Origin of the sequence: Rhodoblastus sp. (genome assembly GCF_019449565.1) — a bacterium.
Taxonomy (GTDB): Bacteria; Pseudomonadota; Alphaproteobacteria; order Rhizobiales; family Beijerinckiaceae; genus Rhodoblastus.
In genome coordinates, this window is record NZ_JAGRPM010000088.1 from 1 (window position 1) to 21,800 (window position 21,800).

Genomic DNA, 21,800 nt, shown 5'->3' on the forward strand with positions numbered 1-21,800 from the left:
ACGGCGAAACATCATCAATCCTGACCTGCGGCGGCAAACTGCAAGTGGCCGGCTTCAAATCGGAACGCTGGCCGGCTTCAGATCGGAATAGGTGGCCGGCTTCCTATTGGAATGCGTGGCCGGCTTCGTCGGAATCCGCATGTTCTTCGCTCCTTGGCTTTGATTCCTTGTTTTGGTGTGTGACCAGAATCAGAGATATCGCAAAGATCACGCCGGTCCAATGGTTGGTTGCAGATGCGTTGCGGCGGCTGGCGCACGATCACCCTCCAATTCATCCCGTATTCTTTTTCAGGCTATGCGCAACAATAAAAAAGATTGTGGAAGTACAACTGCAAATAAAAACGCGCAATCATGGCCGTTTAACGCTGGCCGCGCTTGACTGTAGGCAGGCCTACACTATTATGTAGGCAAGCCCACAAACACGCAAAGCCGCAAAGTCATGTCTATTCTTGAAAAAATACCGTCAGCTCGCAAAGTCATGCGTGACAACTTCGATGACGCCTGCGCAAAGGCCAGCGGCGACGGTCAATATCGTTTCAGCCTGCGGCAGTTGTTCTACGTGCTGCGGCCTTTAGTCATGGCGGCCACCGGCAAGGCGCTGGAATACGGGAACTTCGAGGCCTTCATTACCGATCATGAGGCCAAGGAGGGGGAAACCCCCGGCATTTACCGCGACAACCGCGGAGTGCTTTACCAGCCGCACTCCGGGCTGAGCGAGGATGGTGAAAAGCCCCTCGGCACGCTCATGGTCGAATCCTATGCGCGCCCCGCGTGGACGTTCAACAAAATCATCTACATCGAAAAGCAGGGCTTCTTTGAACTGCTCAAGGACCAGAAATGGCCGGAGCGTCATGACTGCGCCCTTATCACGTCGAAGGGCTTCGCCAGCCGCGCCGCCAAGGACTTGATTGACAAGCTGGTCGAAACTGGCGAGCCAATCCAAGTGTTCGTGGTCCATGACAGTGACGCCGCTGGGACCATGATCGTGCAAACCCTGCGCGATGAAACCAAGGCGCGCGGCGCGCGTCAGGTGGAAGTCATCAATATCGGCTTGGACCCTTGGGAAGCTGCGGCCATGAACCTGCCAGAAGAAGCGGTTGAGTGGCGCGGCAAGAAGGAGCAGGCGGTTGCGCAATACGTCAAGGATTATGACGCGGAGCATGGGACCGACTACGAGGGCGACCTTGGCGTAAGACGCACCGAACTGAACGCCATGACCAGCCCAGAATTCCTTGAATGGCTCACGTCGAAGATGGAGGCGCATGGCGCGGGCAAGGTCATCCCGCCGGTCGAGGTCATGTTGCACACCGCCCAGTTCGGCATTGAATATAATCTTGAGCGTCGGGTCCGCGCCAAAGTCATGGCGGAACTTGATATTGAAGGGCAGGTCGCGGCGCGCTTGACGGCGGCCAAGGCGCTTGTGGGCTTGCCTACAGTGTCATTGGACGCCGCCGCCGCATGGCTTGAGCGTCGCCCTGAGCGCACCTGGAACGGTTACGCCTTTGCCGTTGCGGACGGCTTGACGGGGGAAATTGACGACGCCGACCTGTGACGGGGCGCGGATCGGGCCAGTCATGGCGAATGCCAAAACATCCACAAAATCTTAGCAATCACCCAAGCCAGCGCTATGAGCTCGTGGTTGGTCCAGTTGGCGCACCACCGCATGAAGGCGGAACGCTTGGTTGTATTCTTGGGATTGTCAGTCAATTGCCGGTCCTCTCACCAAAAAAGCTATGAGAGAAGCGGAGCTATTTAGTAGTCGCGCGCCGAGGCGGATCGGTCAAGATGCAGTTTGTGTGAGATAGACCTCTGTGGACAACCTCGCGGCTCGATCAGGGCCTAATTTTCGCCCGAATCATTCCAACCAAGCTCCTTAGCCACCTTGCGCAGTTCAGCCATGTCGGGGTCTTCTGGCTCGTCCACTTCAGAACCTGCCACCGGCTCCCGGTCTTCGCCCTCAAGCGGCACGTAGCCCGGCGGCGGCTGTAGCACGGGCCGCTTGCCCATTGCGCCCTTGACCGGGCGCACGCCGTCCCACACGTAGCCCTCGGGCGAAGGGCCGGGAACCATCTGCCCATTGACCAGATACCCTATGACATTCAGCAGGCCATTATCGCCCATGCCCGGCAGCGGCCCATACACCCATTTGTTGCACCAATCTTCAAAGGTGCGCTTTGACTTTTCCTTCTTCCACTGCGCCCGAGCGCGCTTGAGTTCGGCTTTCGTCAGCTTCATGCCCGCCTCCTGAACACAAGCACATTGCCGCCGGTCAGGGGCGGCGCTACGGCGGCCCGGCGCGGCCTAAGGCCCATGCCCACCTTGACCGCGTACAGCATGGCCACGGCGGCCCGGCAGGCCGCCCAGCCCAGCACGGCCAGCACCCACCGGCAGGCCCAAACCGTCACCATGATCGTGCAAAGGATAATCAACGCGGCCATCATGCCATTTCCTCGACAGGCGGCTTGGTGGCAATCCGCCACATGGCCAGAACATGGTCAGCCCACGCCTGCATCATCAATGCCCGTTCATCCAAAAAATCCGTCCGCAAATACGCACGAGTCACGGCATTTCCAACGCTATGGGCAATCGCAGTCTCGGCGTGGTTATCGGGGTAGCCCTTGACCGCCGCCCACACGCGGAAGGAACTCCTCATGCCATGCACGGACATCTGTCGATAACCCAACACTTCATGCAGACATTGGAACAATGAACCCCCAGCCAACATCTTGCCGGTCGTCGGTGACGGAAACACCAGCATGTCCGCCTTGACCTGCTTTGGCCGCACCATGCTCAGGATTTCCATGGCCGCCGTGCTGAGCGGGACGCGGTGCTCCTTAGCTCCTTTCATGAGAGCAGGGGGACAGGTCCACAAGGCCTTGTCCATCGACACCATGCCCCACGTCATTCCCCGCACTTCTGCGCCGCGAGCGGCTGTGAGCAGGCAAAAAGCCAGCGGCTTGGCCAAGGCGCTGCGGTCGAACGCCCTCCGCATGACATAGTAAAGCTCGGGCACCTTTTCCCATGGCATGGAATCATAATGGCCGGTTTCAATGGGCCGCTTTCCAAGTTGCGCCGTCAGCTTTTTGATCTTGACCGGATTGATTTCCACGTACTCGCACGCCTCAAGCCAATCGAACACTTGCCGCAGGTGCCCCACGGCGGCCACGGCGGCTTGATGTTTGGTGCCCCATACCGGCTTGATAGCTGCCCGGACCATTTCAAAGGTGATCTGGTCAATGGGAATGTCATTCAAATCCGCAAAATAGCTGCGCACTGACCGTTCAATGGCGTCACGGCGGCTCGACCCTTTCCACTCGTGCTTTTTCAGCGCCAGATATTCCGTGGTGAAGGCCTTGAGCGTTTGCGCTTGGCCTTCGACCGGGGGCGCTGGCGTGGTGTCCACCACCACGGACGGAGGCTTGGCCTGACGCTTGCTTTCTGAAGGATCAATTCCGCCCGCGACCAACGACATCAATCGTTTGGCCTCCGCACGCGCGGCCTTCAAATCCATCTCAGGGTAAGGCTCACCGATGCTTATCTCAGTGACGCCGCCGGTCGGCCTCGAAAACCGCAGCCGCCATGTTTTGCCCCGTGCCCCTGCGCAGAAATACAGGTTCGGGCCGCAGAGCAGCCGCGCGCCGGGCAGGGCGGCTTCCAGTTGTTTGTCAGTAACGCTTGTACCCATTCTGTTCCTCCCTCTGTGTCAACGCTATTACAGTGAGGGGATAAAGAGCGCAAGCAGGATTTCCCGACGCCTTGGCCTGCGCCCCTTTGTAAACCCCTATTTACAAGGGGCTTGGCCAATCTCTAAACCCCTCCCCCTCAAGGCATATGGAAGTTGAGCATGAAGCTTCATATCGCGCGCCCCTATGTCGAGGCTCTGGCCGCTGATTTCCCCGAGCTCGAATCCCTCAAGGCGCAACTGGTTTTCGGCGACAAGGTCGAGGTTCCGTTTCAGCAGCTTTCCGGCCCGCAGGTCGATCGTCTTCACGAGCTTTACGGCGAGGCGGGCGCGCCGATGTACAGCGCCCGCGCGCAGCTGGCGACGCTTCGCCGCGCGCTCGAAGGCGGGGCCACGCGCTTTACGGCCGAGGATCTCGAGGCCGTCGTGCCGGCCATCGCGGCCTTCCTGATCGAGGACGCGCAGCGCGGCTGGCTGTTCTCCATCAATGTCGCCGGAAGGCCCTTGCCCTTCGTCGTCGCGCGCATCGATTACACGCCGGCCTCCAATGACGAGACCGGCCGCATCTTCGTCGAGCTGAAGGCCAATTCGAAAGGCGAACTCGCGACAGTGCAATTGCGCATCGCCGCGGGCGATATCGTCGGCAAGACGGTCGCGGGCATTTTCGCGGCAAAGGGCTTTTTGCGCGAGACGCCGGAGCTGATCGCCGCCTATGACGCCAATGCGCGCAATTATTTCGAGTGGCGCTCGCATTATGGCGCGCAATTCTCGGGCAGCGGCCTTGGCTTTTTCGCCGAGGATCCATCCTCATCCCACCGCAGCAACGACTGGACCCGGAAGGACAGCGTGATCCTGTCCTCGGGCGGCAATCCGGCCCGTCTGGTCAATGACGAAAGCCTACTGGCCGGCCGCGCGCTGACCCTGGAGCTGACCGGCGACATTCTCGGCAATTATCTCCGCAAGGCGGCCAAGAGCAATCTCTATGCGGAAGAGGATGAAGTCGCCGCCGCCCAGGCGACGATCAGCAAGGATTTGTTCCGGCAGATCCCGGTCCATCCCTTCATCCTGATGTTCCATCTCGACCTGCATCATTATGTCTGGGCGCATGTCGAGGACGTCCAGCCCTATGCCTACCAGCCGGACCTCAAGCAGAAGCTGGTTCTGCCCGAAGAGCAGACCGACCTGATCGACATTCTCACCGCCGAGATGGACGTGCTGATGGACGACATCGTCGCGGGCAAGTCCGGCGGCACGACCGTGCTTTGCGCCGGCCCGCCCGGAGTCGGCAAGACGCTGACGGCCGAAGTCTATTCGGAAATCGTCCGGCGGCCGCTCTATCGCGTCCATTCCGGCCAACTCGGCCTCAATGTCGCGGCGATGGAGACATCGCTGAAGGAGGCGCTCCTGCGCGCACAGCGCTGGGGCGCGGTCATGCTGATCGATGAGGCCGACGTCTATATCAAGCGGCGGCAAGACGACATGACCATGAATGCGGTGGTCGGCGTGTTTCTGCGCGTGCTGGAATATTTCAACGGCCTGCTCTTTCTTACCACCAACCGCATTGACGATATCGACGAGGCTATCGTTTCGCGCTGCATCGCGCTGATCCGCTTCCATGCGCCGGACGGCGAGGCGCGCCATCGCATCTGGCAGGTGATGTCGGAGCAGTTCGCCCTGAACCTCGACGACAGCCTGATCTCGACCCTGGTCGAGATCTATCCCCAGACGAGCGGACGCGACATCAAAGGTCTGGCGAAGCTGGTCGCGAAATATTGTCGCCATCGCGACATCCCGCCGGATATCGACGTCTTCAAGCGTTGCGCGATCTTCCGTGGGCTCGAACTCGCCGCCACAGCCTGAATCCGTACATGTCGCCAACCTGACAACGCGGCGACCCTTGTGAAATTCCCAAGAAAACAAAGGGATAAAAAGTTTTCAGGTTCTGGCGCGGGTCTTGCTAATTCATAAGGCAAAGCGCCTTACATTTTGGAGGACCGGCAATGATCCATCTGACCGACAGCGCCATCAACGCTGTCCGCAACGCCATCAAGGGGGCGTCCGAGCCCGTGCAGGGCTTGCGCCTCAAAGTTGAGACGGGCGGCTGCGCCGGCAACAAATATCTGATGGGTCTCGTCAAGACTCCGGAAGAGAGCGACGAGGTGGTCGAGCGCGACGGCGTCAAGGTTTTCGTCGAGAACAGCAGCCTCGAACTTCTCGCCGGCATCACCATCGATTTTGTCGTCGCCATCGAAGGCGCCGGCTTCACGTTCGACAATCCGAACGCCACGCATTCTTGCTCCTGTGGCAAGAGCTTCGGCTGATTTTCCCGCGCAAGCAGAGGGTTCAAGACCATGCAGACTGATGTTGTGGAAACCAAGTCCGAAGCCGCTCCCGATGCCGAGCGCCTGCGTCGCATCCGCGACGTGATCGAGGAAATCCGTCCGAACCTGCGTCGGGACGGCGGCGATTGCGAGTTGATCTCGGTCGAGGGCAACAAGATCAACGTCAAGCTCACCGGCGCCTGCGTGTTCTGCAAGCTGGCCAGCGCGACGCTCGAAGGCATCCAGGCCAAGATGGTCGAGACGCTCGGCGAGTTCGTTCGCGTCATTCCGGTTCCGATGGGTTCGCGTTCGGGCCATTGAGGCTGAAAATGTCCATAGTCGCCACATCTTTCGACAGGGACGCAGCTATGAAGTCGTCCAAAAGTCCTGGGAAAGAGCGTCTCTGGAAGCTGTGGCGGGATGACGTCGCCTGCGTGAAGGCGCGCGATCCAGCGGCGCGCAATGTGCTCGAAGTGGTTCTGACCTATCCGGGCGTCCATGCGATCATCTGGCATCGCCTCGCCAACAGGCTATGGCTGTCCGGCTTCAAGTTCCCCGCGCGATTCGTCTCGTGGTTTGCTCGTCTGGTCACCAATGTCGATATTCATCCGGGCGCGACCATCGGGCGGAGCTTCTTCATCGATCATGGCGCAGGCGTTGTGATCGGCGAGACCGCCGAGATCGGCGATAACGTCACCATGTATCACGGCGTCACGCTTGGCGGCGTGAGCTGGTCGCCCGGCCGGCGTCATCCGATCATCGAGGATGGCGTGCTGATCGGCGCCGGGGCGAAGATTCTCGGGCCAATCAAGGTCGGCGGGGGCGCTCGGATCGGGGCCAATTCGGTCGTGGTCGAAGAAGTTCCTCCCGGCGTCACGGCGGTCGGCATTCCCGCGCGGATCGTCCGCGCGCCGACGACCCGCAGCGCCATCGGCACACGGGTCAATCTCGACCATCATCTGATCGCCGACCCGGTCGGCGAGGTTTTGTCGCTCCTGCTCGATCGCGTCGAATTTCTGGAGGCGCGGCTCAATCACATGCAACGCCGCGCGAGAAAGCCGGAAGCTGCGTGCGAAGAGAAAGTGGAAGGATAAATCATGAGCGTGTTGCAAGATCTTGGGCAGTTGTCTTCGGCTGAGGATTTCTTCAGCTATCTTGACCTGCCTTTCGAGCCTACTGTGGTTCAAGTCTCGCGCCTGCACATTCTTCGCCGCATGGGGCAGTATATCAAGGGCAGCGAAATCGACGGCGCTTTCGACGGCCTGAGCGAAGAGCAAATCAAGACTTTGTGCCGCGAACATCTCGACCAGGCCTATCAGGACTTCGTCGCCTCGACTCCGATCCAGGAGCGCCTGTTCAAGGTGCACAAGGAAGCGATCGAGCCAAAGCCGGAGCCGGCGAGCAATTTCGTGCCGCTGGATTCGCTCAAGGTTGTTTGAGGCTCCGAGCGCGGTCTGTCCGCGCGAATGATCGTCTGGCCGCGTTCTGGCGGGCCTGGAGGCGGGGATGGACTGCGCCCACTTATCGTCGCAAAAAGGAATGCTCGCTGACCATTCGCGGTCGCGGGAGTTCAGCCGTCATGGCTAGTCCGGAGGGCGATAGTCTCATCCCGCCGATGCCGGCGCTATCCTGCCGCTCGGATATCGCGTTGCGCGGGATTTATGAGATTTCCAAGGTTCTTGCGGTTCCGGGACGCCTGGATGAGGTGCTGTCGCAAGTCCTCATGCTCCTCTCCAGCTTCGTCGATACGCGGCGCGCGATCGTCGCGTTGATTGACGACAAGGGCGAAGCGCGGTCCGTCGCTTTCCAGGGCGCATTTTCGGGCGAAGCCCGGGGCGTCCTGCTGCCGGAACGGGCCGTCGGTCGTGTGGTCACGAGCAAGGCGCCGCTGATCGTCGACAATGTCGAGATCGATTCCGATTTCGCCGGCTGGCCTTCGGACACAGGCTTCGCCGACGGGGTCCAGGCTGTACTCGCGGCGCCCATTCTCGACCGCGGACAGGCGATCGGCGTTCTCGCCATCGACCGGCGCTCGGATGGAAGCCATCGCGCCTCGATGGATTCGGATTCCCGCTTTCTTGGCATGATCGCCAATATGATTGGCCAGACACTGCATCTTTACGACGTCGTGTCGCGCGATCGTGAAAGGTTGATGGAGGACCAGCGGCGTCTCGAAAAGGAATCGCCGCGTCGGGTCGAGATGAGCGGCGAACAGGCGCTCATCGGCATTGTCGGCGCGAGCCGGGCGATCCGTCGGGTTTTCGACCAGATCAACGTGGTCGCCAGGACGCATACCACGGTCTTGCTGCGCGGGGAGTCCGGCACGGGCAAGGAATTATTCGCCCGCGCAGCCCATGATCTTTCGCCGCGCAAGGACGCGCCCTTCATCCGGCTCAACTGCGCGGCGCTGCCTGAGTCCATGCTGGAATCCGAATTGTTCGGCCACGAAAAGGGATCTTTCACTGGCGCTGTCGGGCAGCGCAAAGGGCGCTTCGAACTGGCGGACAAGGGCACGCTCTTTCTGGATGAGATTGGCGAAATTTCGCCGGCCTTCCAGGCCAAGCTCCTGCGTGTGCTGCAGGAAGGCGAGTTCGAGCGCGTCGGCGGGTCGCAGACGGTCAAGGTGGACGTCCGCTTTGTCTTCGCCACCAACAAGAATCTCGAAGTGGCGGTGGAGCGCGGCGAATTCCGCGCCGATCTTTATTACCGCATCAATGTCGTCTCGATCCTGCTGCCGCCCCTGCGGGAGCGCCATGAGGACGTCGCGCTGCTGGCGCAGGAATTCCTCCGCCGGTTCAACGAGGAAAACGGAACCCGCAAACGGCTGACGGCGCCGGCGGTTCGGCTGCTGCAGGGCTGCAACTTCCCCGGCAATGTACGCGAGCTGGAAAATTGCGTGCGCCGGACCGCGACGCTCTCGCATGACGACGCGCTGAACGAGGGCGATTTCGCCTGTACGGTCGGGGCCTGCCTGTCGTCGACCCTCTGGAAGGACTTTTCTCCTCCGCCCGCGCCTGCGGAAAGGACCGCGCCGGAGACGACGGAAATCGGACATTTCGACGCAAGCGGTGGAAGGCGCCCGGCCATCGCGTCGTTTTCTCGCTCCGACGCGATGCGCTCGCGGCCAAATGCTCGGGCCAGCGTGGCGGGCGGCGCGACCGATCGGGACAGCCTGATCAACGCCCTGGAAAAATCTGGCTGGGTCCAGGCCAAGGCGGCGCGTCTGCTGAATCTGACGCCGCGCCAGATCGCTTATGCGCTGGGCAAATACAACATCGAAATCAAGAAATTTTGACGCGCCGCCCGCGCTTGTCGCAATGCGAACGTGGACGTTGCGAACCCTCCAAAGCGTCTGCTCGCCGCCGAAAAAGCGCGCATTTCGACGCTGGCACAAGCCTTGCTCCCTTCTGGACGACGTTCGACCGCGATCCCGACCGCCCGCCGATGTCACGAACGCGCTAATTATCGAGGAGAGTTTCGATGTCTTACAAGATCATCGCTTCGCAGTGCACGGGCTGCAGCCTTTGCGAATTTGAATGCCCCAACGCGGCGATTTCGATGAAGGGCGACACCTTCGTGATCGACCCCAAGAAATGCACGGAATGCGAAGGTCATTTCGATACCGCCAAGTGCGACGAGGTTTGCCCGGTTCCCGGAACCTGCGTGAAGGCCTGATTCAATCCGCACGGACCGGGCGCGCGTCGCGCCCTGGTTCCGCGCTGCGATAGCCGCGCCGGCGGGTCCGCCGGCGCTTAGCGTGCGGTCGCGCGCGTCGACAGAAGTGAAGCCGCCGACCGGCGCCATCGAAGGAATTGAGTGCATGAAGGTCATGATCCGACGCTCCGCCGAAGTTGGGCTTTCGATCTATGTTCCGAAGAAGGACCTCGAAGAGCCGATCGTCGAATCTGAATTCGAGACGCTCTGGGGCGGCTGGATCAAGATCGCCAATGGCTGGGTGCTTGAGTTGCCGGAAATGGCCGCTGACACCCGTTTGCCGATCACCGTTAACGCTCGCAAGCGCGGCGAGGAGGAAGAATGAGCATGATCGCGGCCATCCTCGACGAGGACCTGTTGCAGCCGCAGGATGCGGAAAAGCTCGTCGGCGAACTCGCCGGCCGCTTGCGCGCGGGTCAGATCGTTCCTTTCGTCGGCCCCGGCCTGGCGGAATTGTCGGCGCCTTCGGTTCCCCTGACCCCCGAAGCGCTCGCGGCTTTCTTCGGAACCAAGGTGGCGCTGCCGCGCCGCGCCAAGGGCAATCCTTGGACCGCCGCGCAGCACATCGAGAGCTTCAAGCATCGCGCGACGGTGACGGCGTTTATGGCTGAAGCCTTCGCTGCGCCAGTCACGCCGACGCCGCTGCACCAGTTCCTGGCTTCGCTGCCGCTGCCGCTGATCGTGGACGCCTGGTATGACGGGGCCTTCCGCAAGGCGCTGGAGTCGCGCAGCGACTGGGGCGAGGTCCAGGGCAACACCCGCGCCGGCATTGGCGAAGACCGCTGGTATCGCTTCTATGGCGCCGCGGCCGAAGAGGCGACACGCGAAGATGCGGAGGGCTGGAAGACGGTCCTCTACAAGCCGCATGGCGGCGTGATTCCGGCCAAGAATTTCCTGATCTCCGACGCCGATTATGTCGAGGTTCTGACCGAGATCGACATTCAGACGCCGATCCCGGACGTGGTCAAGAACCGCCGCACCGAGCGCAGTTTCCTGTTCCTCGGCTGCCGCTTCCACGACCAGATGTTGCGCACCTATGCCCGGCAGATCAGCAAGCGTTCGGCCGCGCCGCATTACGCGGTGGTCGATGTCGAAAAGCTGACGCTGAACGAGCGCCGCTTCCTCGCGAGCGAAGGCATTGTTCCGATCGCCTTGCCGCTGCCGCGCGTCAGCGAAATTCTGATCGCCGGATGAACTCCTCGGCCATCAAGCCATTTGGAAGGGGGCCGCTTGCGGCTCCCTTCTCGCTTGTGGACGCCCAAAAAAATGCGTTGTCAGCTTTGCAACAGGTAGAAAACTCCCCGAAAACCCTGTGTGCAAGCCGACAGAGTGCAGTGAGCGATGCGCATAAACAATTGAAAAATAAAGATAAAACAAAAAATGCCGTGTTGGCATATGCGTTGCTACCTTTATGGCAGGGCAAAGCTTTTAGAGCTTGAGCTGAAAAGCGAGAGAGGGTCGGACATGGATTCTACGGCAAATCTTGAATCGGGCGCGTCCGGCGCCAGCGTCGATCTGGACGCGGTTATGCAGCAGGTCGCCGAGCACAAGGGTTGTGGCACGGAAGGCGGCAGCGGCAAGGCGAGCTGCGGCTCGGGCGCCGGCGAGAACGATCTGCCTCAGGAGATCTGGGACAAGGTCAAAAACCATCCCTGCTACAGCGAAGAGGCGCATCACCATTACGCCCGCATGCATGTGGCCGTGGCGCCGGCGTGCAACATCCAGTGCAATTATTGCAACCGCAAATATGATTGCGCGAACGAGTCCCGCCCCGGTGTGGTCAGCGAGAAGCTGTCGCCGGAACAGGCGGCCAAGAAGGTTCTGGCGGTGGCTTCCACCATCCCCCAGATGACCGTGCTCGGCATCGCCGGCCCCGGCGATCCGCTGGCCAATCCGGCCAAGACCTTCAAGACCTTCGAGCTGATCTCGAAGACGGCGCCGGACATCAAGCTCTGCCTGTCGACCAATGGTCTGGCTCTGCCCGATCACGTCGACACGATCGCCAAATATAACGTCGATCACGTCACCATCACGATCAACATGGTCGATCCGGAAGTCGGCGCGAAAATCTATCCGTGGATTTTCTGGAAGCACAAGCGCATCGAAGGCATCGAAGCGGCGCGCATCCTGACGGAGCGCCAGATGCAAGGCCTGGAAATGCTGACCGAGCGCGGCATTCTCTGCAAGGTCAATTCGGTGATGATCCCCGGCGTCAACGACAAGCATCTTGTCGAGGTCAACAAGGCGGTGAAATCGCGTGGCGCCTTCCTGCACAACATCATGCCGCTGATCTCCGCTCCGGAGCATGGCACGGTGTTCGGCCTGACCGGTCAGCGTGGTCCCTCCGCGCAGGAACTGAAGGCTCTGCAGGATTCCTGCGAAGGCGAAATGAACATGATGCGGCATTGCCGCCAATGTCGCGCCGACGCCGTGGGCCTGCTCGGCGAAGACCGCAGCGAGGAATTCACCACCGACAAGATCATGGCGATGGAGGTGAATTACGATCTTGAGACCCGCAAGGCCTATCAGGCTGCGGTGGAGCTCGAGCGCGTCGCCAAGGTTGAGGCGAAAAAGGAAGAGCTTGAGACCCTCGCGGGCGTCGCCAGCAATATCAAGCTCCTCACGGCCGTCGCGACCAAGGGCTCGGGCCTCATCAACGAGCATTTCGGCCACGCGAAGGAGTTCCAGATCTACGAACTCTCGACCAGCGGCGCGAAATTCGTCGGCCATCGTCGCGTCGATCTCTACTGCCAGGGCGGCTTCGGCGACGAAGACTCGCTGGAGACGGTGATCCGCGCGATCAATGATTGCCATGCGGTGTTTGTGGCCAAGATCGGCGGCTGCCCGAAGGGCGACCTCGCCAAGGCCGGTATCGAGGCGGTCGATGAATTCGCGCATGAATTCATCGAGAAGTCGGCGATCACCTGGTTCAAGGCCTATCTCGAAAAGGTCAACAGCGGCGAGATCGTTCACGAAGTGCGCGGCGACGCCGAAATTCGTCAGGGCGCCCTGCTCGCGGCGGCGGACTGATCGTTTCAAAGAAAGGGATGATCCATGACGTACAAGATCGTCGCTTCGCAATGCACGAGCTGCTCTGCCTGCGAAGCTGAATGCCCGAACATGGCGATTTCGGAGAAGGGTGGAACCTTCATCATCGATCCGAAAAAATGCACCGAGTGCCTCGGCCATTTCGATACGCCGCAATGCGTTGCGGTCTGCCCTGTCGATAACACCTGCGTTATCGACAATTCCCTGCCGCGTTATCAGGCTCCGTGAGGATAGTATGAATTTCGAAATTACCCCCAAAGCCGCGAAATTCATCCGTATGATGATCATGGCCGACGGCGGTCCGGGAGCCGGTTTCCGGCTCTCGGTCAGCCCCGGCGGCTGCTCGGGCCTTTCGGCGGAGATAGCCGTCAAGGCCGAGCCGGATGCGGGCGACGCTGTGGTCGCGCGCGATGGCGTGAAGCTGTTTCTGCCGGCCGAAAGCCGTCTGCTGCTTCAAGGCGTCACGATCGATTTCGCGGAAACGCCGACCTCGACGGGTCTGGTGTTCTTCGACCCCAAGGCGCCGGCCACTTGCGGCAGCCATTGAGGCTGGGGGCGCAGCGGCATCAAGAACGCAAATGACCACTGCACGACAACAGAGCAGGGAGCCCTCGCCAGTTGGCGAAGACTCCCTGCTTTCTCATCCCCTGTTTGGCGGAGGGCTGCCGCCACTCGCCGAACAATATCTTGCCTGGGCCGGGGACAATTATTCGTCCGACCGTGTCGCGGAAGAATATCTGAATCAGGCGCAGAACCTCGCGCCTGATCATTTCGCCGTGTTGATCGGCTTCTACCGCTATTATTTCTACAAGGGCCGCCTGCAAGAGGCGCTCGCCATTTCCAGGATTTGCATGGCCAAGGCCGCGCGCGAGAAGAATTTCGCGACGGACTGGCGCGCTGTGCAGAAGGAAGACGCCCAATTCGGCGATTACGACGACGTGATCGCGCGCTTCTTCATGTTTTGTCTGAAAGGCTACGCCTATCTGCTCCTGCGCCTCGGGGATTTCGTCGAAGGGCGCGCGGCGGTTGAAAAGCTGTTGCAGCTCGACGCGACCGACAAGATCAACGCGCGTCTGCTGATCGACATTCTCGAACGCCAAAAAGCCGAAGAGGAGCCAGCCGACGATGAATGAGCCGACGATGAATGACGATATCACCGAGGCGATCGACTGGCAGGGCAATCCCGTTGACTGCTCAAGCTGTGTGCATTCCGACATGCTCGCGACAGGGCGTTGTAAGTTTTCGCACGCATGCGTGATCGACCGCTACGCGCGGCGCATCGACCGTTTCTTCAACTGGAATCCGGCGCTCGCCAACCAATACATCACCCACCCGCATTTTGAGGTGCGCGCGATCGCCTCCAAACATGCGGCGGTCTTCCTCTTGCTGCCTTTGCTGGATGATCCGGAAGAAACGGTGCGCTGGAACGCCGCGCGGCGGCTGCCCAAAAAGCACATCCTGAAATTGCGCAACGATCCGCATCGCGAAGTGCGCATCCGCATTGTCACTCTTCTCGAAGATTCCGATCTGGTCCCAATGTTGCAGGACCCGGATTATTACGTCCGTCTGTCGGTCGCGCGGCGGCTGCAGCCGGAACTTCTGGAATGGATGCTGCATGACGAGGAGGCGGAGGTTCGCCGCGTCGTCGCGCAGCGCCTGCCGGACGAGATGCTGATGCGCATGGCTGGCGATCCCGAGCCGCGCGTCCGCCTTGAAATCGTGCGGCGTCTGGGAAGCGACAAGCTCGGCGAGATGCGTCGCGATCCGGACTGGCGGATACGCCATGAGGTGGCGGGCCGCATCGCGCTCGACCAGCTCGGCGAGCTGGTTGAAGACGAGGACGAACTGGTGCGGGAGACCGCCTGCGCACGTATGGCGGGCGGCGAATTGCGAAGGAAGGAGGGACCATTATGAGCAATATCGTTCGTGACAGCGATGTGGTCGAGTTGGACGCGCCACCCTATTTCACCTTCGGCGACAAGGTTCTGGCCAAGCGCACGGTCCGCAATGACGGGACCTATGCGGGCAAGGAGATCGGCGACGTCCTGTGTCGCAAAGGCGAGGCCGGCTACATCGTCAGCATCGGCACCTTCCTGCAGCAATTCTATATTTACGCCGTCGAATTCACCGAGAGCGGCAATCGCGTCGGCATGAAGCGCAAGGAGCTCGAGCTTGCGGTGCCGCGCGACGAACAAGAAATCCCACTCCCTGCGGAGCTGCCAGCATGATCGAGCCGCGTCTTCCGAAATTTCAATGGGGCCAGCGCGTGCGCTGCCTGATCGACCTCGTCAATGACGGGACCTATCCCAACGCCGAGGAGGATGCGGTGCTCGCGGCGGCCGGCGCCCAGGGCGAGATCGTGCAGGTGGGCTCGCATGTCGATTCCAACACGCCGGTCTACATCGTCGAGTTCGAGGAAAAATATGTGATCGGCTGCCTCGAAGAGGAAATCGAAGCGGCTTGACGAACCCATTGCGAGCGAGGGCGGAACATGGCGATCAACACGGAAGAGCTGCAAGAAATCGAGACGCTGCTGGGCGGCGCCGAGGCGGATCCGTCCCTGCTGACTGCGCTGCGGCTGAAATTTCCCCACCTGAAATGGTCGCGCTGCGACGCTGAGGACGTGACGGAAGAGCCGTTCCGCTCCTTCGCGGCCTATGACCTGCATTTGATGGACGTCAGCAATCATTGTCCGGTTGTCGTCACCGAGCCTTCGGCCGCGAGCGGCGCCATTCTGGCTGTTCGGAGCGTGAAGATATGAACGAGCCGGCGCTGGAGCAGGACGAGATCGAAGACGTCGACGACGTCCTCATTCCGCTATCCGATCCCGACATGACGACGCTGGAACTGGAGGCGGTCGATTCCGTGCTTCGTACCTCGCGGCTGTCCCGCGGCCCGGTGGCGGAGGAATTCGAAAAGGAATTCGCGGCCTATCTTGGCCGGCGCTACGCCATCGCCGTGCCGGGCGGAACGATCGGACTTCATCTCATTCTTGCCGCCAAAGGGATCGGTCCAGGCGACGAAGTGATCGCGCCGAGCTATGGCTTTCGCGAGACGCCGCAGGCCATCGCCATCATCGGCGCGACGCCCGTCTTCGCGGATATCGACTATTGGTCGGGCACGATTGCTCCGGCCAAGGTCGAAGCCAAGATCACGCCCAAGACGCGCGCCATACTTGCCTCCAACGCCAATGGGCATCCTGCCGACTGGACGGCGCTCCGCGAATTGGCCGACAAGGCCGGGCTGCTGCTGATCGAGGATTCCAGCGAAGCAATCGGCTCGAAATACAAGGACAAGCTGGTCGGGACGTTCGGCGACGTCTCGATCTTCGACTTCGCCCAGCCGTCGCCCCTCACCTGCGGCGAAGGCGGGATGATCGTCACCGACGATCCTGATCTCGCCATGGCGATCAAGCGAATCCGCGCGCACACGCCCGAGGAGCGATCTTCGGTCGCCGTCAGCGGCGCCCCGGCCTTGCAGGCGCAGATCAGCGACATTTCCGCCGCGCTTGGGCTGGCGCAATTGCGCCGCCTGGACGAGATCCTCGAGAAGCGCCGGACGATCGAGCATTATTACGAGAAATACGTGCAGTCTTTCGAGGGCATCAAGCCGCCCTATGTCGCACCGGACGTCACGGAGGCGCATTGGTTCCTCTATGTCGTTCACCTCGGCACGCGTTTCTCGAAATCCAGCCGCGACGCCATCATCGACGACCTCGCGACCGAGAAAGTCGAGTCGACCGGCTACTGCAATCCATTGCATCTCCAGCGCTATTACGTCGATCGCGGCTGGCGGCGCGGGGATCTCTTCGTCACCGAGAAGCTCGCGGATCGCGCGGTCGCGCTGCCGTATCACTGCCATCTCGCCGAAGAAGAAATCGAGTTCATCGTCGCGACCATGAAGGACGCGTCGGTCAATGTGGGGGCCGGCGCCGCCATCTATTGATGCGGCCGGCGTTACCAATAGCAAGAGAGGGAAAATCAATGTCTCTGGTCACCTTTGCGCCTTCGGGCAAGGAGTTGGAAGTCGCGGAAGGGACGACGCTGCTGGCGGCGATCCTCGAGTCGGATCCCAACTTCCCCCACAAGTGCGACGGAAACGCCAAATGCGGTTCCTGCCACATCTACGTTCTCGAAGGCCGCAAGGGCGTCAGCAAGACGACCCGCGAGGAGAACGAAAAGCTCGACTCCATCGTCGGCGTCAGCTCCAAGTCGCGCCTCGCTTGCCAGGCCAAGGTGCTCGGCACGGAAAACATCAAGGTCGAGATTCTGAGCTTCGTCTGAAGCGGTCGCCCTGGCGAGAGGGCCGGGGCGATATCTGCCGCGCGACGCAAAAAATGCGCGCGCAAACCGTTTTCCGGCGACGGCGGTCCGCCGCCGGGAAATGGATATTCTCAGGGAAAAGGAGTGTGAGAGATGGCGCCTACCGAAATCGTGATCCACGCGCGCTATGCGCCCGATGGAACCTGTCTTGAGATCGGCGAACGTCCCGCCGACGTCAGCGCGCAGAAATGGTATGCCTTCCTGTATGAGAAGGTCGGCGAGACCGCGCAGCCGCTCGCTGGCGGACGCCTCATTTTCCGCGTGCCGGCGACCGACCTCGCCAATCTTCAGGCCGCTGCGGCCGCCTGAAAATCAGCGTTCGCGCATAAAGCAAACCCGCCGGGGCGTGAGCCGACGGCGGGTTTTGTTTTGAAAGACCTTTGCCCGGCGTCGCTCAGGCGGCCGCCAGCGCGCGCGTGGCGTCATGCTTGATGCGCTCGACCATGGAGCGTAGCCCGTTCGAGCGTTGCGGCGTCAGGTGCTGCTCGAAGCCCAGGCTGCGGAACAGGGCCTGGGCGTCGGCGCCGATGACGTCCCGCGCCGTGCGGCCCGAGAAGAAAGCTAGCGTCAGGGCCACCAGGCCGCGCACGATATGGGCGTCGCTGTCGCCGAGAAAGTGCATCACGGGTTCGCCGTCGGCGCCGGGTTCGATGCTCGTCTTCAGCCAGACCTGGCTGGCGCAACCGCGCACCTTATTGGCCTCGCTATGGTCTTCCTCGGGCAGCGGCGCCAAAGTCCGGCCAATTTCGATCAGATAACGATAGCGATCGTCCCAATCGTCGAGGAATTCGAAATTTTCGATGATTTCGTCGATGGTCATTCCATATCCCTTCGATCCGCTTGCGCGGCGCGATGCAAGAAACGCGCACTTTGCCAATTGGAGCGCCGCCGGGACGTCCGCTTCAATCCTAGATGGCGCCATGTCGGTCTTGCGACAATAGTTCGATCGCAATTCTGGTTCTGTCATATTTCGGCGCGTTGGCCCAGCGTCTCGGGCCGATAGCCTTCCTCGCGCAAGACCTGCGACACGGCGGGGCGCTCCAACATGGCCCGATAATGCCGCAGGACGTTCTGCGGGAGGTCGATCTCGGTCTTGTCGGCCCAAAACTCGACATAGAACAACACGGCGTCGGCCACGCTATAATCGCCCGCGATCCAGCTCTTGCCCTCCAGCGCCTTGTTGACGATGGAAAAGGTCTTCTCGACCAAAAGGCGGCCCTGCGCCTTGATGCTCTCGTGCAGCGAGGAATCGGGAGAGAAATTGCCGGTCGCGAAAATGCGGGCGAAGCCGTGGCCATGGATCGAGCCGGCGACAAATGTCATCATTTCCAGTGCGCGCGTCTCGTTCTCGACGTCTTTCGGCCAAAGTTTTCCGCGCCCGCGCGCGCGCCCTAGCCAGAAGGCGATGGCGGGGACTTCGGTCAGAACAGTGCCGTCCTGACGCATCAGGGCCGGAATATTGGCCTTGGGGTTGATCGCCAGATAGTCCGGCTTGAACTGGTCGCCTGCGGGAAGGTTGACGATATGGGCCTCGAAAACTTCTTCCAGTTCTTCAAGAATGATGTGGATCGCCGTCGAGCAGGAGCCCGGCGTCATATAGAGTTTCATGTTCATCGGGCGATCGACGCTCCTCATTGTTCGTCCATGGCATGGTTCATGCCGAAAATTCGTCCATGGCATGGTTCATGCAAAAAGTGGCGCACTGACTGAAGCTTTGGGCCGGGGACGCCATGAGCGAGACGACACCATGAGCGAGACGACACAAGGACAGGGGCCCGACGAGGTTTTCGTGATTTGCGCGATGGACGCCGTCGCGCCGGGCGCGGCGAAGGCTTTCGATCTCGCCGAGGCCGACGGGCAGGGCGGCGCGAAGCCGCTCCGCATCGTCGTCGCGCGCAACAAGGCCGGCCAATATTTTTCTTATCGCAACGCCTGCCCACATCAGGGCGTGTGGCTGAACATCGGCTCCGGCTCCTTTCTCGACGAGACCGGCGCCCAGATCAAATGCGGCCGCCACGGCGCGACCTTCACCATCGAGACCGGCCATTGCGTGTCGGGCGCCTGCGAGGGCGCGCAATTGCAGAAGATGGACGTCGAAGCGCTCGACGGCGACCTTTGCATTCGCGGGGTGACGCTGGTCGAAGACGATCCGCCGCTTCGCCATGACGACGACATGGACGAGACGATGGAAATCACCATCCATCCGGGATGAACATGACCGAGAACCAGCAAGTCTTCCGTTATTTCCTCGCCACCTCTGGCGTGAAGCTGCCGCTCAAGCTCGTCAACGAGATCGAGGCGGAGGCTTTGTCGAACCGCAACACCTATATTCGCGCCAGCTATGACGCGTCCGGGCTGTTGCTGAAATTCGAGAAAATGGTCTATGGCGATGTCGAACTGAGCCATAGCTACAGCTATGACGAAGCTGGCGTGTTGCGCCGCGCGGAAGTCCTCATGCTCGATGAAGACCCGACCGTGCTCGAATTCAACGGCGCGCCGGCATGACGGTCGCGCAGCTTGTCGAGGCTTTGGCGAAGCTGCCGGCAGACGCCGTCGTGCTGATGGAAAGCGACGGCGGCCTGTCTTTGGTCTCGGCGCTGGATTTCGTCGCGTCGCAAGGCCCCGGCGCTCCGGCGGAGGTGATTCTGCTGCCGAATATGGAGGAATGAGCTTGAGCGAGATGGTGGCGGAAATCACGATGTTCGACCGGATCGGCGGAAAGGCGACCGTGGATCGTCTGGTCGAAGCCTTTTACGGCTATATGGATAGCCTGCCGGAGGCCAAAACCATCCGCGACATGCATGACGGCGACCTCGGCCCGATCGGAGACGTGCTGAAGCGCTATCTGACCGAATGGACGGGCGGCCCCAAGCTTTACTCGCCGGAAAAGGGCCATCCCCGCCTGCGCCAGCGCCATATGGGCTTCCCTATCGACAATGCGGCGCGCGACGCCTGGATGACCTGCATGCACAAGGCTCTGGTCGAAACGATCTCGGACCAGGCCGCGCGCGAGGAACTCGAAGGCAATATGAAAAAGCTCGCCGACTGGATGCGCAATCGCGAGTAGGCTTGACGTCAACGCCGGTCTTTATCGGCGAACGCGTCTGCGTGCGTTTTAGCGTTCAAAATCATACGCTAGGCGACTTCGATGGCAAGGATGGGTCGTTGCGGTTTGCGCCACAACCACCCATCCAGCACCCTTGAATCGCCGGCAAGTCAATCCCGGAACGGGTGGTCTACACCGCGTTCTTGACGGGTGGAATCGACCAGCTTCCGTCGAGAATCGACGGGGCCTTGGGGTTCGGCCAATACATGCGCAGCATCAACACGAACTTGCCCGCGGGCGCGGGAAGCCAGTTGGATTCCTTGTCCGGCCCCGGCGAGTCGTGCTGAATATAAAGATCGATGGAGCCGTCCGCGTTCGCCTTGAGGTTCTGCCGCGCGCTGATCGAATAGCGATTGATCGGATTGGCGACGAAGAAATAATTCTCGTCATACATGGTCAGCGACCAGAACCCCTTGACGGGCGGTAGCTGACCTTTCGGGAAGTGCATGACATATTTATTCGCGCCGTCATATTTGCGCGCCAGCAGGCCGCCGCCCGCTTTCAGAGACGTCGGGTAGACCGCATCTTCCGGCCGATTGGCGCCGAGGCCGATCGCGGTGACGAGCGCGCGCTGGATGTAATCGGTTCCGTAGAGGCCGGTCTTGGTCGTGAAGCGCCAGCCATTGGCATTCTGGATCTCCGGACCCGTAACGAAATGCAGCATGATCCGGTTGAAGCTGATCTTCGGCACTCGGTTGAGAACGGACGGGTCGGCGGCGGAGGGATCGAAATCCTTGCCGGGGACAACGCCAACCTGCGCAAGTTTGGGAAGGATCGGGGCGTCGGCGGCTGTCGGCGGATTGGTCTTGAGCAGGTCCGCCAGCAACCGGAAATAGTCGACGCCGCTCAGCGCGTTGACTTGGTCGCGCACCGCCGTCTTCATGTCGATCGAGGCGTCGACCTTGCCTGCCGGCGGCGTCCAGTCCTTGCCCCAGGCGCTGAGCGGGCAAATCTTGCACGCGTCCTGAAGGGCGTGAACGGCGGCGTAATCCTCGGGCGTTCCGGTGCAATAGATGCGGCCCAGAAGCCAGACAAGCGCGGTCGGCGACTTATATTCGACGACGCCCGCGGGCAGCGTTCCCTTCCAGCCCGGGCCGGTGATGGCGTAGGTCTGCGCTCCCGTTCCCGTCGTACGCGTTCCGGGGACCTGGAACACGTCCGTCCAGCCATCGAGCATCGGAAACAGGAAATAGCGGCCCTTCATGTCGGGAAGGCTGAGAATCCAGGGCTCCTTGCCGACGTCCAGCCAGGCGGTGGTGTAGAGGGTATCGGCGTTGGGAGCGGTGACGTCGCGATAGCTCGCGTCCGGATAATTCCGCAAGCGCACGAACTGCCCCATCGGCGCGCGAGTCCCTTCGGCGGCCGCGACATTGGTCATCACCCGGCGCGTCATTTCCATCGTCACGAGCGGATAGCCATAAATATAGGCTTCAGACGCCGCGCGAAAATCTTCGACGTCGCCGACCAGATCACTGAACACGCCTTCCGCGCGGGCGGATGTGAGCGCGGGACTTGCGCCCAGAACGCCGAGCCCCATCGAAACCGCGCGCCTCGAAATCTTCATTTCTCTCTCCCCGAATACGGAAATTCCAAATCATTTTCCCGGC

The 21,800-nt window shown here is 61.1% G+C and carries 33 protein-coding genes; 27 read left to right on the forward strand and 6 right to left on the reverse strand.

Annotation, left to right across the window (positions count from 1 at the left end; genetic code table 11):
• Window positions 1–407, forward strand: a 407-nt coding sequence (locus QZ409_RS20400) for a hypothetical protein (protein WP_296715041.1), incomplete at its 5' end; no start/stop codon positions are given.
• A gap of 32 nt (window positions 408–439) precedes the next feature.
• Window positions 440–1,552 carry a hypothetical protein gene (locus QZ409_RS20405; RefSeq protein WP_296715043.1) on the forward strand — a complete coding sequence of 371 codons (1,113 nt, stop codon included), beginning with the start codon at window positions 440–442 and terminating at the stop codon, window positions 1,550–1,552.
• Window positions 1,553–1,839: 287 nt separating this feature from the next.
• Here the strand turns inward: QZ409_RS20405 and QZ409_RS20410 are convergent, their stop codons facing one another.
• From QZ409_RS20410 to QZ409_RS20420, 3 genes are read right to left on the reverse strand one after another with little or no spacing between them, the layout of a single operon-like run.
• A complete protein-coding gene (locus tag QZ409_RS20410; protein ID WP_296715044.1) occupies window positions 1,840–2,235 on the reverse strand; it encodes a hypothetical protein in 396 nt (131 codons plus the stop codon).
• Entirely contained in the window at window positions 2,232–2,441 is a 210-nt protein-coding gene (locus QZ409_RS20415; RefSeq protein WP_296715046.1) for a hypothetical protein, read from the reverse strand. Before QZ409_RS20415 ends, QZ409_RS20410 begins: the two co-directional genes overlap by 4 nt.
• Window positions 2,438–3,685 carry a site-specific integrase gene (locus QZ409_RS20420; protein ID WP_296715049.1) on the reverse strand — a complete coding sequence of 416 codons (1,248 nt, stop codon included), beginning with the start codon at window positions 3,683–3,685 and terminating at the stop codon, window positions 2,438–2,440. Before QZ409_RS20420 ends, QZ409_RS20415 begins: the two co-directional genes overlap by 4 nt.
• A gap of 159 nt (window positions 3,686–3,844) precedes the next feature.
• Here QZ409_RS20420 and QZ409_RS20425 point away from each other — a divergent pair, with 159 nt between their 5' ends.
• From QZ409_RS20425 to QZ409_RS20525, 21 genes are all read left to right on the forward strand, one after another.
• Entirely contained in the window at window positions 3,845–5,542 is a 1,698-nt protein-coding gene (locus QZ409_RS20425) for an ATP-binding protein (protein WP_296715050.1), read from the forward strand.
• A gap of 140 nt (window positions 5,543–5,682) precedes the next feature.
• The gene (locus tag QZ409_RS20430; protein WP_283364461.1) at window positions 5,683–6,003 is read left to right on the forward strand and encodes an iron-sulfur cluster assembly accessory protein; all 321 of its coding nucleotides are present in this window, start codon (window positions 5,683–5,685) and stop codon (window positions 6,001–6,003) included.
• A gap of 30 nt (window positions 6,004–6,033) precedes the next feature.
• On the forward strand, window positions 6,034–6,324 hold the full coding sequence (locus tag QZ409_RS20435; protein ID WP_296715051.1) for a NifU family protein: 291 nt from the start codon (window positions 6,034–6,036) through the stop codon (window positions 6,322–6,324).
• Window positions 6,325–6,371: 47 nt separating this feature from the next.
• The gene (gene cysE / locus QZ409_RS20440; RefSeq protein ID WP_296715052.1) at window positions 6,372–7,097 is read left to right on the forward strand and encodes a serine O-acetyltransferase; all 726 of its coding nucleotides are present in this window, start codon (window positions 6,372–6,374) and stop codon (window positions 7,095–7,097) included.
• 3 nt (window positions 7,098–7,100) lie between these two features.
• Window positions 7,101–7,442, forward strand: coding sequence for a nitrogenase stabilizing/protective protein NifW (nifW, locus tag QZ409_RS20445; protein WP_296715053.1), 342 nt, complete (start codon window positions 7,101–7,103; stop codon window positions 7,440–7,442).
• 140 nt (window positions 7,443–7,582) lie between these two features.
• Window positions 7,583–9,298 (forward strand): nif-specific transcriptional activator NifA, encoded by a 1,716-nt coding sequence (gene nifA, locus QZ409_RS20450; protein WP_296715054.1) that lies wholly within the window; start codon window positions 7,583–7,585, stop codon window positions 9,296–9,298.
• Between the two features lie 185 nt (window positions 9,299–9,483).
• Window positions 9,484–9,678 carry a 4Fe-4S binding protein gene (locus QZ409_RS20455; protein ID WP_283364465.1) on the forward strand — a complete coding sequence of 65 codons (195 nt, stop codon included), beginning with the start codon at window positions 9,484–9,486 and terminating at the stop codon, window positions 9,676–9,678.
• Between the two features lie 145 nt (window positions 9,679–9,823).
• A complete protein-coding gene (gene nifT, locus QZ409_RS20460; RefSeq protein WP_296715055.1) occupies window positions 9,824–10,042 on the forward strand; it encodes a putative nitrogen fixation protein NifT in 219 nt (72 codons plus the stop codon).
• Between the two features lie 2 nt (window positions 10,043–10,044).
• Window positions 10,045–10,911, forward strand: a complete 867-nt coding sequence (locus QZ409_RS20465; protein WP_296715555.1) for an SIR2 family protein — start codon at window positions 10,045–10,047, stop codon at window positions 10,909–10,911.
• On the forward strand, window positions 10,908–11,156 hold the full coding sequence (locus tag QZ409_RS20470; protein WP_296715057.1) for a hypothetical protein: 249 nt from the start codon (window positions 10,908–10,910) through the stop codon (window positions 11,154–11,156). Before QZ409_RS20465 ends, QZ409_RS20470 begins: the two co-directional genes overlap by 4 nt.
• A 25-nt stretch (window positions 11,157–11,181) precedes the next feature.
• A complete protein-coding gene (gene nifB / locus QZ409_RS20475) occupies window positions 11,182–12,747 on the forward strand; it encodes a nitrogenase cofactor biosynthesis protein NifB (RefSeq protein ID WP_296715058.1) in 1,566 nt (521 codons plus the stop codon).
• Between the two features lie 24 nt (window positions 12,748–12,771).
• Window positions 12,772–12,993 (forward strand): 4Fe-4S binding protein, encoded by a 222-nt coding sequence (locus tag QZ409_RS20480; RefSeq protein WP_283364468.1) that lies wholly within the window; start codon window positions 12,772–12,774, stop codon window positions 12,991–12,993.
• Window positions 12,994–13,000: 7 nt separating this feature from the next.
• Window positions 13,001–13,312 carry an iron-sulfur cluster assembly accessory protein gene (locus QZ409_RS20485; RefSeq protein WP_296715059.1) on the forward strand — a complete coding sequence of 104 codons (312 nt, stop codon included), beginning with the start codon at window positions 13,001–13,003 and terminating at the stop codon, window positions 13,310–13,312.
• A gap of 31 nt (window positions 13,313–13,343) precedes the next feature.
• A complete protein-coding gene (locus tag QZ409_RS20490; protein ID WP_296715060.1) occupies window positions 13,344–13,898 on the forward strand; it encodes a hypothetical protein in 555 nt (184 codons plus the stop codon).
• 7 nt (window positions 13,899–13,905) lie between these two features.
• A complete protein-coding gene (locus tag QZ409_RS20495) occupies window positions 13,906–14,679 on the forward strand; it encodes a 4Fe4S-binding leucine-rich repeat protein (RefSeq protein ID WP_296715556.1) in 774 nt (257 codons plus the stop codon).
• On the forward strand, window positions 14,676–14,993 hold the full coding sequence (locus QZ409_RS20500) for a nitrogen fixation protein NifZ (RefSeq protein WP_283364471.1): 318 nt from the start codon (window positions 14,676–14,678) through the stop codon (window positions 14,991–14,993). Before QZ409_RS20495 ends, QZ409_RS20500 begins: the two co-directional genes overlap by 4 nt.
• Window positions 14,990–15,229, forward strand: a complete 240-nt coding sequence (locus QZ409_RS20505; protein ID WP_296715063.1) for a nitrogen fixation protein NifZ — start codon at window positions 14,990–14,992, stop codon at window positions 15,227–15,229. Before QZ409_RS20500 ends, QZ409_RS20505 begins: the two co-directional genes overlap by 4 nt.
• A 27-nt stretch (window positions 15,230–15,256) precedes the next feature.
• Window positions 15,257–15,526, forward strand: a complete 270-nt coding sequence (locus QZ409_RS20510) for a hypothetical protein (protein WP_296715065.1) — start codon at window positions 15,257–15,259, stop codon at window positions 15,524–15,526.
• Window positions 15,523–16,710, forward strand: coding sequence for a DegT/DnrJ/EryC1/StrS family aminotransferase (locus QZ409_RS20515; protein ID WP_296715066.1), 1,188 nt, complete (start codon window positions 15,523–15,525; stop codon window positions 16,708–16,710). The genes QZ409_RS20510 and QZ409_RS20515 overlap by 4 nt, the downstream gene beginning before the upstream one ends.
• 38 nt (window positions 16,711–16,748) lie before the next feature.
• A complete protein-coding gene (locus tag QZ409_RS20520; RefSeq protein WP_296715067.1) occupies window positions 16,749–17,048 on the forward strand; it encodes a 2Fe-2S iron-sulfur cluster-binding protein in 300 nt (99 codons plus the stop codon).
• Window positions 17,049–17,180: 132 nt separating this feature from the next.
• Window positions 17,181–17,396: a hypothetical protein gene (locus tag QZ409_RS20525; RefSeq protein WP_296715068.1), complete on the forward strand. Its 216-nt coding sequence runs from the start codon at window positions 17,181–17,183 to the stop codon at window positions 17,394–17,396.
• Between the two features lie 85 nt (window positions 17,397–17,481).
• On the opposite strand, the gene QZ409_RS20530 is transcribed toward QZ409_RS20525, so the two are convergent.
• Both QZ409_RS20530 and QZ409_RS20535 read right to left on the reverse strand, forming a co-directional pair.
• Window positions 17,482–17,907, reverse strand: coding sequence for a SufE family protein (locus QZ409_RS20530; protein WP_296715069.1), 426 nt, complete (start codon window positions 17,905–17,907; stop codon window positions 17,482–17,484).
• A gap of 143 nt (window positions 17,908–18,050) precedes the next feature.
• The gene (locus QZ409_RS20535; RefSeq protein ID WP_296715558.1) at window positions 18,051–18,695 is read right to left on the reverse strand and encodes a glutathione S-transferase N-terminal domain-containing protein; all 645 of its coding nucleotides are present in this window, start codon (window positions 18,693–18,695) and stop codon (window positions 18,051–18,053) included.
• Between the two features lie 139 nt (window positions 18,696–18,834).
• Here QZ409_RS20535 and QZ409_RS20540 point away from each other — a divergent pair, with 139 nt between their 5' ends.
• Genes QZ409_RS20540 through QZ409_RS20555 form a run of 4 tightly spaced genes read left to right on the forward strand, consistent with a single transcriptional unit; the run spans window position 18,835 to window position 20,154 of the window.
• Window positions 18,835–19,299 carry a Rieske 2Fe-2S domain-containing protein gene (locus tag QZ409_RS20540; RefSeq protein ID WP_296715071.1) on the forward strand — a complete coding sequence of 155 codons (465 nt, stop codon included), beginning with the start codon at window positions 18,835–18,837 and terminating at the stop codon, window positions 19,297–19,299.
• A 2-nt stretch (window positions 19,300–19,301) separates the two neighbouring features.
• On the forward strand, window positions 19,302–19,592 hold the full coding sequence (locus tag QZ409_RS20545; RefSeq protein ID WP_296715073.1) for a DUF6156 family protein: 291 nt from the start codon (window positions 19,302–19,304) through the stop codon (window positions 19,590–19,592).
• Window positions 19,589–19,756, forward strand: coding sequence for a hypothetical protein (locus tag QZ409_RS20550; RefSeq protein WP_296715074.1), 168 nt, complete (start codon window positions 19,589–19,591; stop codon window positions 19,754–19,756). Before QZ409_RS20545 ends, QZ409_RS20550 begins: the two co-directional genes overlap by 4 nt.
• Window positions 19,753–20,154 (forward strand): group II truncated hemoglobin, encoded by a 402-nt coding sequence (locus tag QZ409_RS20555; RefSeq protein ID WP_296715075.1) that lies wholly within the window; start codon window positions 19,753–19,755, stop codon window positions 20,152–20,154. Before QZ409_RS20550 ends, QZ409_RS20555 begins: the two co-directional genes overlap by 4 nt.
• A 169-nt stretch (window positions 20,155–20,323) precedes the next feature.
• Here QZ409_RS20555 and QZ409_RS20560 read toward each other — a convergent pair whose 3' ends face one another.
• Window positions 20,324–21,757, reverse strand: a complete 1,434-nt coding sequence (locus QZ409_RS20560) for a DUF1254 domain-containing protein (protein ID WP_296715076.1) — start codon at window positions 21,755–21,757, stop codon at window positions 20,324–20,326.
• Window positions 21,758–21,800 lie beyond the last annotated feature (43 nt).

Bases quoted from the DNA above. Each gene is read 5' to 3' on its own strand.
- QZ409_RS20405 (WP_296715043.1), top strand. From the start codon at position 440: ATGTCTATTCTTGAAAAAATACCGTCAGCTCGCAAAGTCATGCGTGAC.
- QZ409_RS20410 (WP_296715044.1), bottom strand. From the start codon at position 2,235: ATGAAGCTGACGAAAGCCGAACTCAAGCGCGCTCGGGCGCAGTGGAAG.
- QZ409_RS20415 (WP_296715046.1), bottom strand. From the start codon at position 2,441: ATGATGGCCGCGTTGATTATCCTTTGCACGATCATGGTGACGGTTTGG.
- QZ409_RS20420 (WP_296715049.1), bottom strand. From the start codon at position 3,685: ATGGGTACAAGCGTTACTGACAAACAACTGGAAGCCGCCCTGCCCGGC.
- QZ409_RS20425 (WP_296715050.1), top strand. From the start codon at position 3,845: ATGAAGCTTCATATCGCGCGCCCCTATGTCGAGGCTCTGGCCGCTGAT.
- QZ409_RS20430 (WP_283364461.1), top strand. From the start codon at position 5,683: ATGATCCATCTGACCGACAGCGCCATCAACGCTGTCCGCAACGCCATC.
- QZ409_RS20435 (WP_296715051.1), top strand. From the start codon at position 6,034: ATGCAGACTGATGTTGTGGAAACCAAGTCCGAAGCCGCTCCCGATGCC.
- cysE (WP_296715052.1), top strand. From the start codon at position 6,372: ATGAAGTCGTCCAAAAGTCCTGGGAAAGAGCGTCTCTGGAAGCTGTGG.
- nifW (WP_296715053.1), top strand. From the start codon at position 7,101: ATGAGCGTGTTGCAAGATCTTGGGCAGTTGTCTTCGGCTGAGGATTTC.
- nifA (WP_296715054.1), top strand. From the start codon at position 7,583: ATGGCTAGTCCGGAGGGCGATAGTCTCATCCCGCCGATGCCGGCGCTA.
- QZ409_RS20455 (WP_283364465.1), top strand. From the start codon at position 9,484: ATGTCTTACAAGATCATCGCTTCGCAGTGCACGGGCTGCAGCCTTTGC.
- nifT (WP_296715055.1), top strand. From the start codon at position 9,824: ATGAAGGTCATGATCCGACGCTCCGCCGAAGTTGGGCTTTCGATCTAT.
- QZ409_RS20465 (WP_296715555.1), top strand. From the start codon at position 10,045: ATGATCGCGGCCATCCTCGACGAGGACCTGTTGCAGCCGCAGGATGCG.
- QZ409_RS20470 (WP_296715057.1), top strand. From the start codon at position 10,908: ATGAACTCCTCGGCCATCAAGCCATTTGGAAGGGGGCCGCTTGCGGCT.
- nifB (WP_296715058.1), top strand. From the start codon at position 11,182: ATGGATTCTACGGCAAATCTTGAATCGGGCGCGTCCGGCGCCAGCGTC.
- QZ409_RS20480 (WP_283364468.1), top strand. From the start codon at position 12,772: ATGACGTACAAGATCGTCGCTTCGCAATGCACGAGCTGCTCTGCCTGC.
- QZ409_RS20485 (WP_296715059.1), top strand. From the start codon at position 13,001: ATGAATTTCGAAATTACCCCCAAAGCCGCGAAATTCATCCGTATGATG.
- QZ409_RS20490 (WP_296715060.1), top strand. From the start codon at position 13,344: ATGACCACTGCACGACAACAGAGCAGGGAGCCCTCGCCAGTTGGCGAA.
- QZ409_RS20495 (WP_296715556.1), top strand. From the start codon at position 13,906: ATGAATGACGATATCACCGAGGCGATCGACTGGCAGGGCAATCCCGTT.
- QZ409_RS20500 (WP_283364471.1), top strand. From the start codon at position 14,676: ATGAGCAATATCGTTCGTGACAGCGATGTGGTCGAGTTGGACGCGCCA.
- QZ409_RS20505 (WP_296715063.1), top strand. From the start codon at position 14,990: ATGATCGAGCCGCGTCTTCCGAAATTTCAATGGGGCCAGCGCGTGCGC.
- QZ409_RS20510 (WP_296715065.1), top strand. From the start codon at position 15,257: ATGGCGATCAACACGGAAGAGCTGCAAGAAATCGAGACGCTGCTGGGC.
- QZ409_RS20515 (WP_296715066.1), top strand. From the start codon at position 15,523: ATGAACGAGCCGGCGCTGGAGCAGGACGAGATCGAAGACGTCGACGAC.
- QZ409_RS20520 (WP_296715067.1), top strand. From the start codon at position 16,749: ATGTCTCTGGTCACCTTTGCGCCTTCGGGCAAGGAGTTGGAAGTCGCG.
- QZ409_RS20525 (WP_296715068.1), top strand. From the start codon at position 17,181: ATGGCGCCTACCGAAATCGTGATCCACGCGCGCTATGCGCCCGATGGA.
- QZ409_RS20530 (WP_296715069.1), bottom strand. From the start codon at position 17,907: ATGACCATCGACGAAATCATCGAAAATTTCGAATTCCTCGACGATTGG.
- QZ409_RS20535 (WP_296715558.1), bottom strand. From the start codon at position 18,695: ATGAAACTCTATATGACGCCGGGCTCCTGCTCGACGGCGATCCACATC.
- QZ409_RS20540 (WP_296715071.1), top strand. From the start codon at position 18,835: ATGAGCGAGACGACACAAGGACAGGGGCCCGACGAGGTTTTCGTGATT.
- QZ409_RS20545 (WP_296715073.1), top strand. From the start codon at position 19,302: ATGACCGAGAACCAGCAAGTCTTCCGTTATTTCCTCGCCACCTCTGGC.
- QZ409_RS20550 (WP_296715074.1), top strand. From the start codon at position 19,589: ATGACGGTCGCGCAGCTTGTCGAGGCTTTGGCGAAGCTGCCGGCAGAC.
- QZ409_RS20555 (WP_296715075.1), top strand. From the start codon at position 19,753: ATGAGCTTGAGCGAGATGGTGGCGGAAATCACGATGTTCGACCGGATC.
- QZ409_RS20560 (WP_296715076.1), bottom strand. From the start codon at position 21,757: ATGAAGATTTCGAGGCGCGCGGTTTCGATGGGGCTCGGCGTTCTGGGC.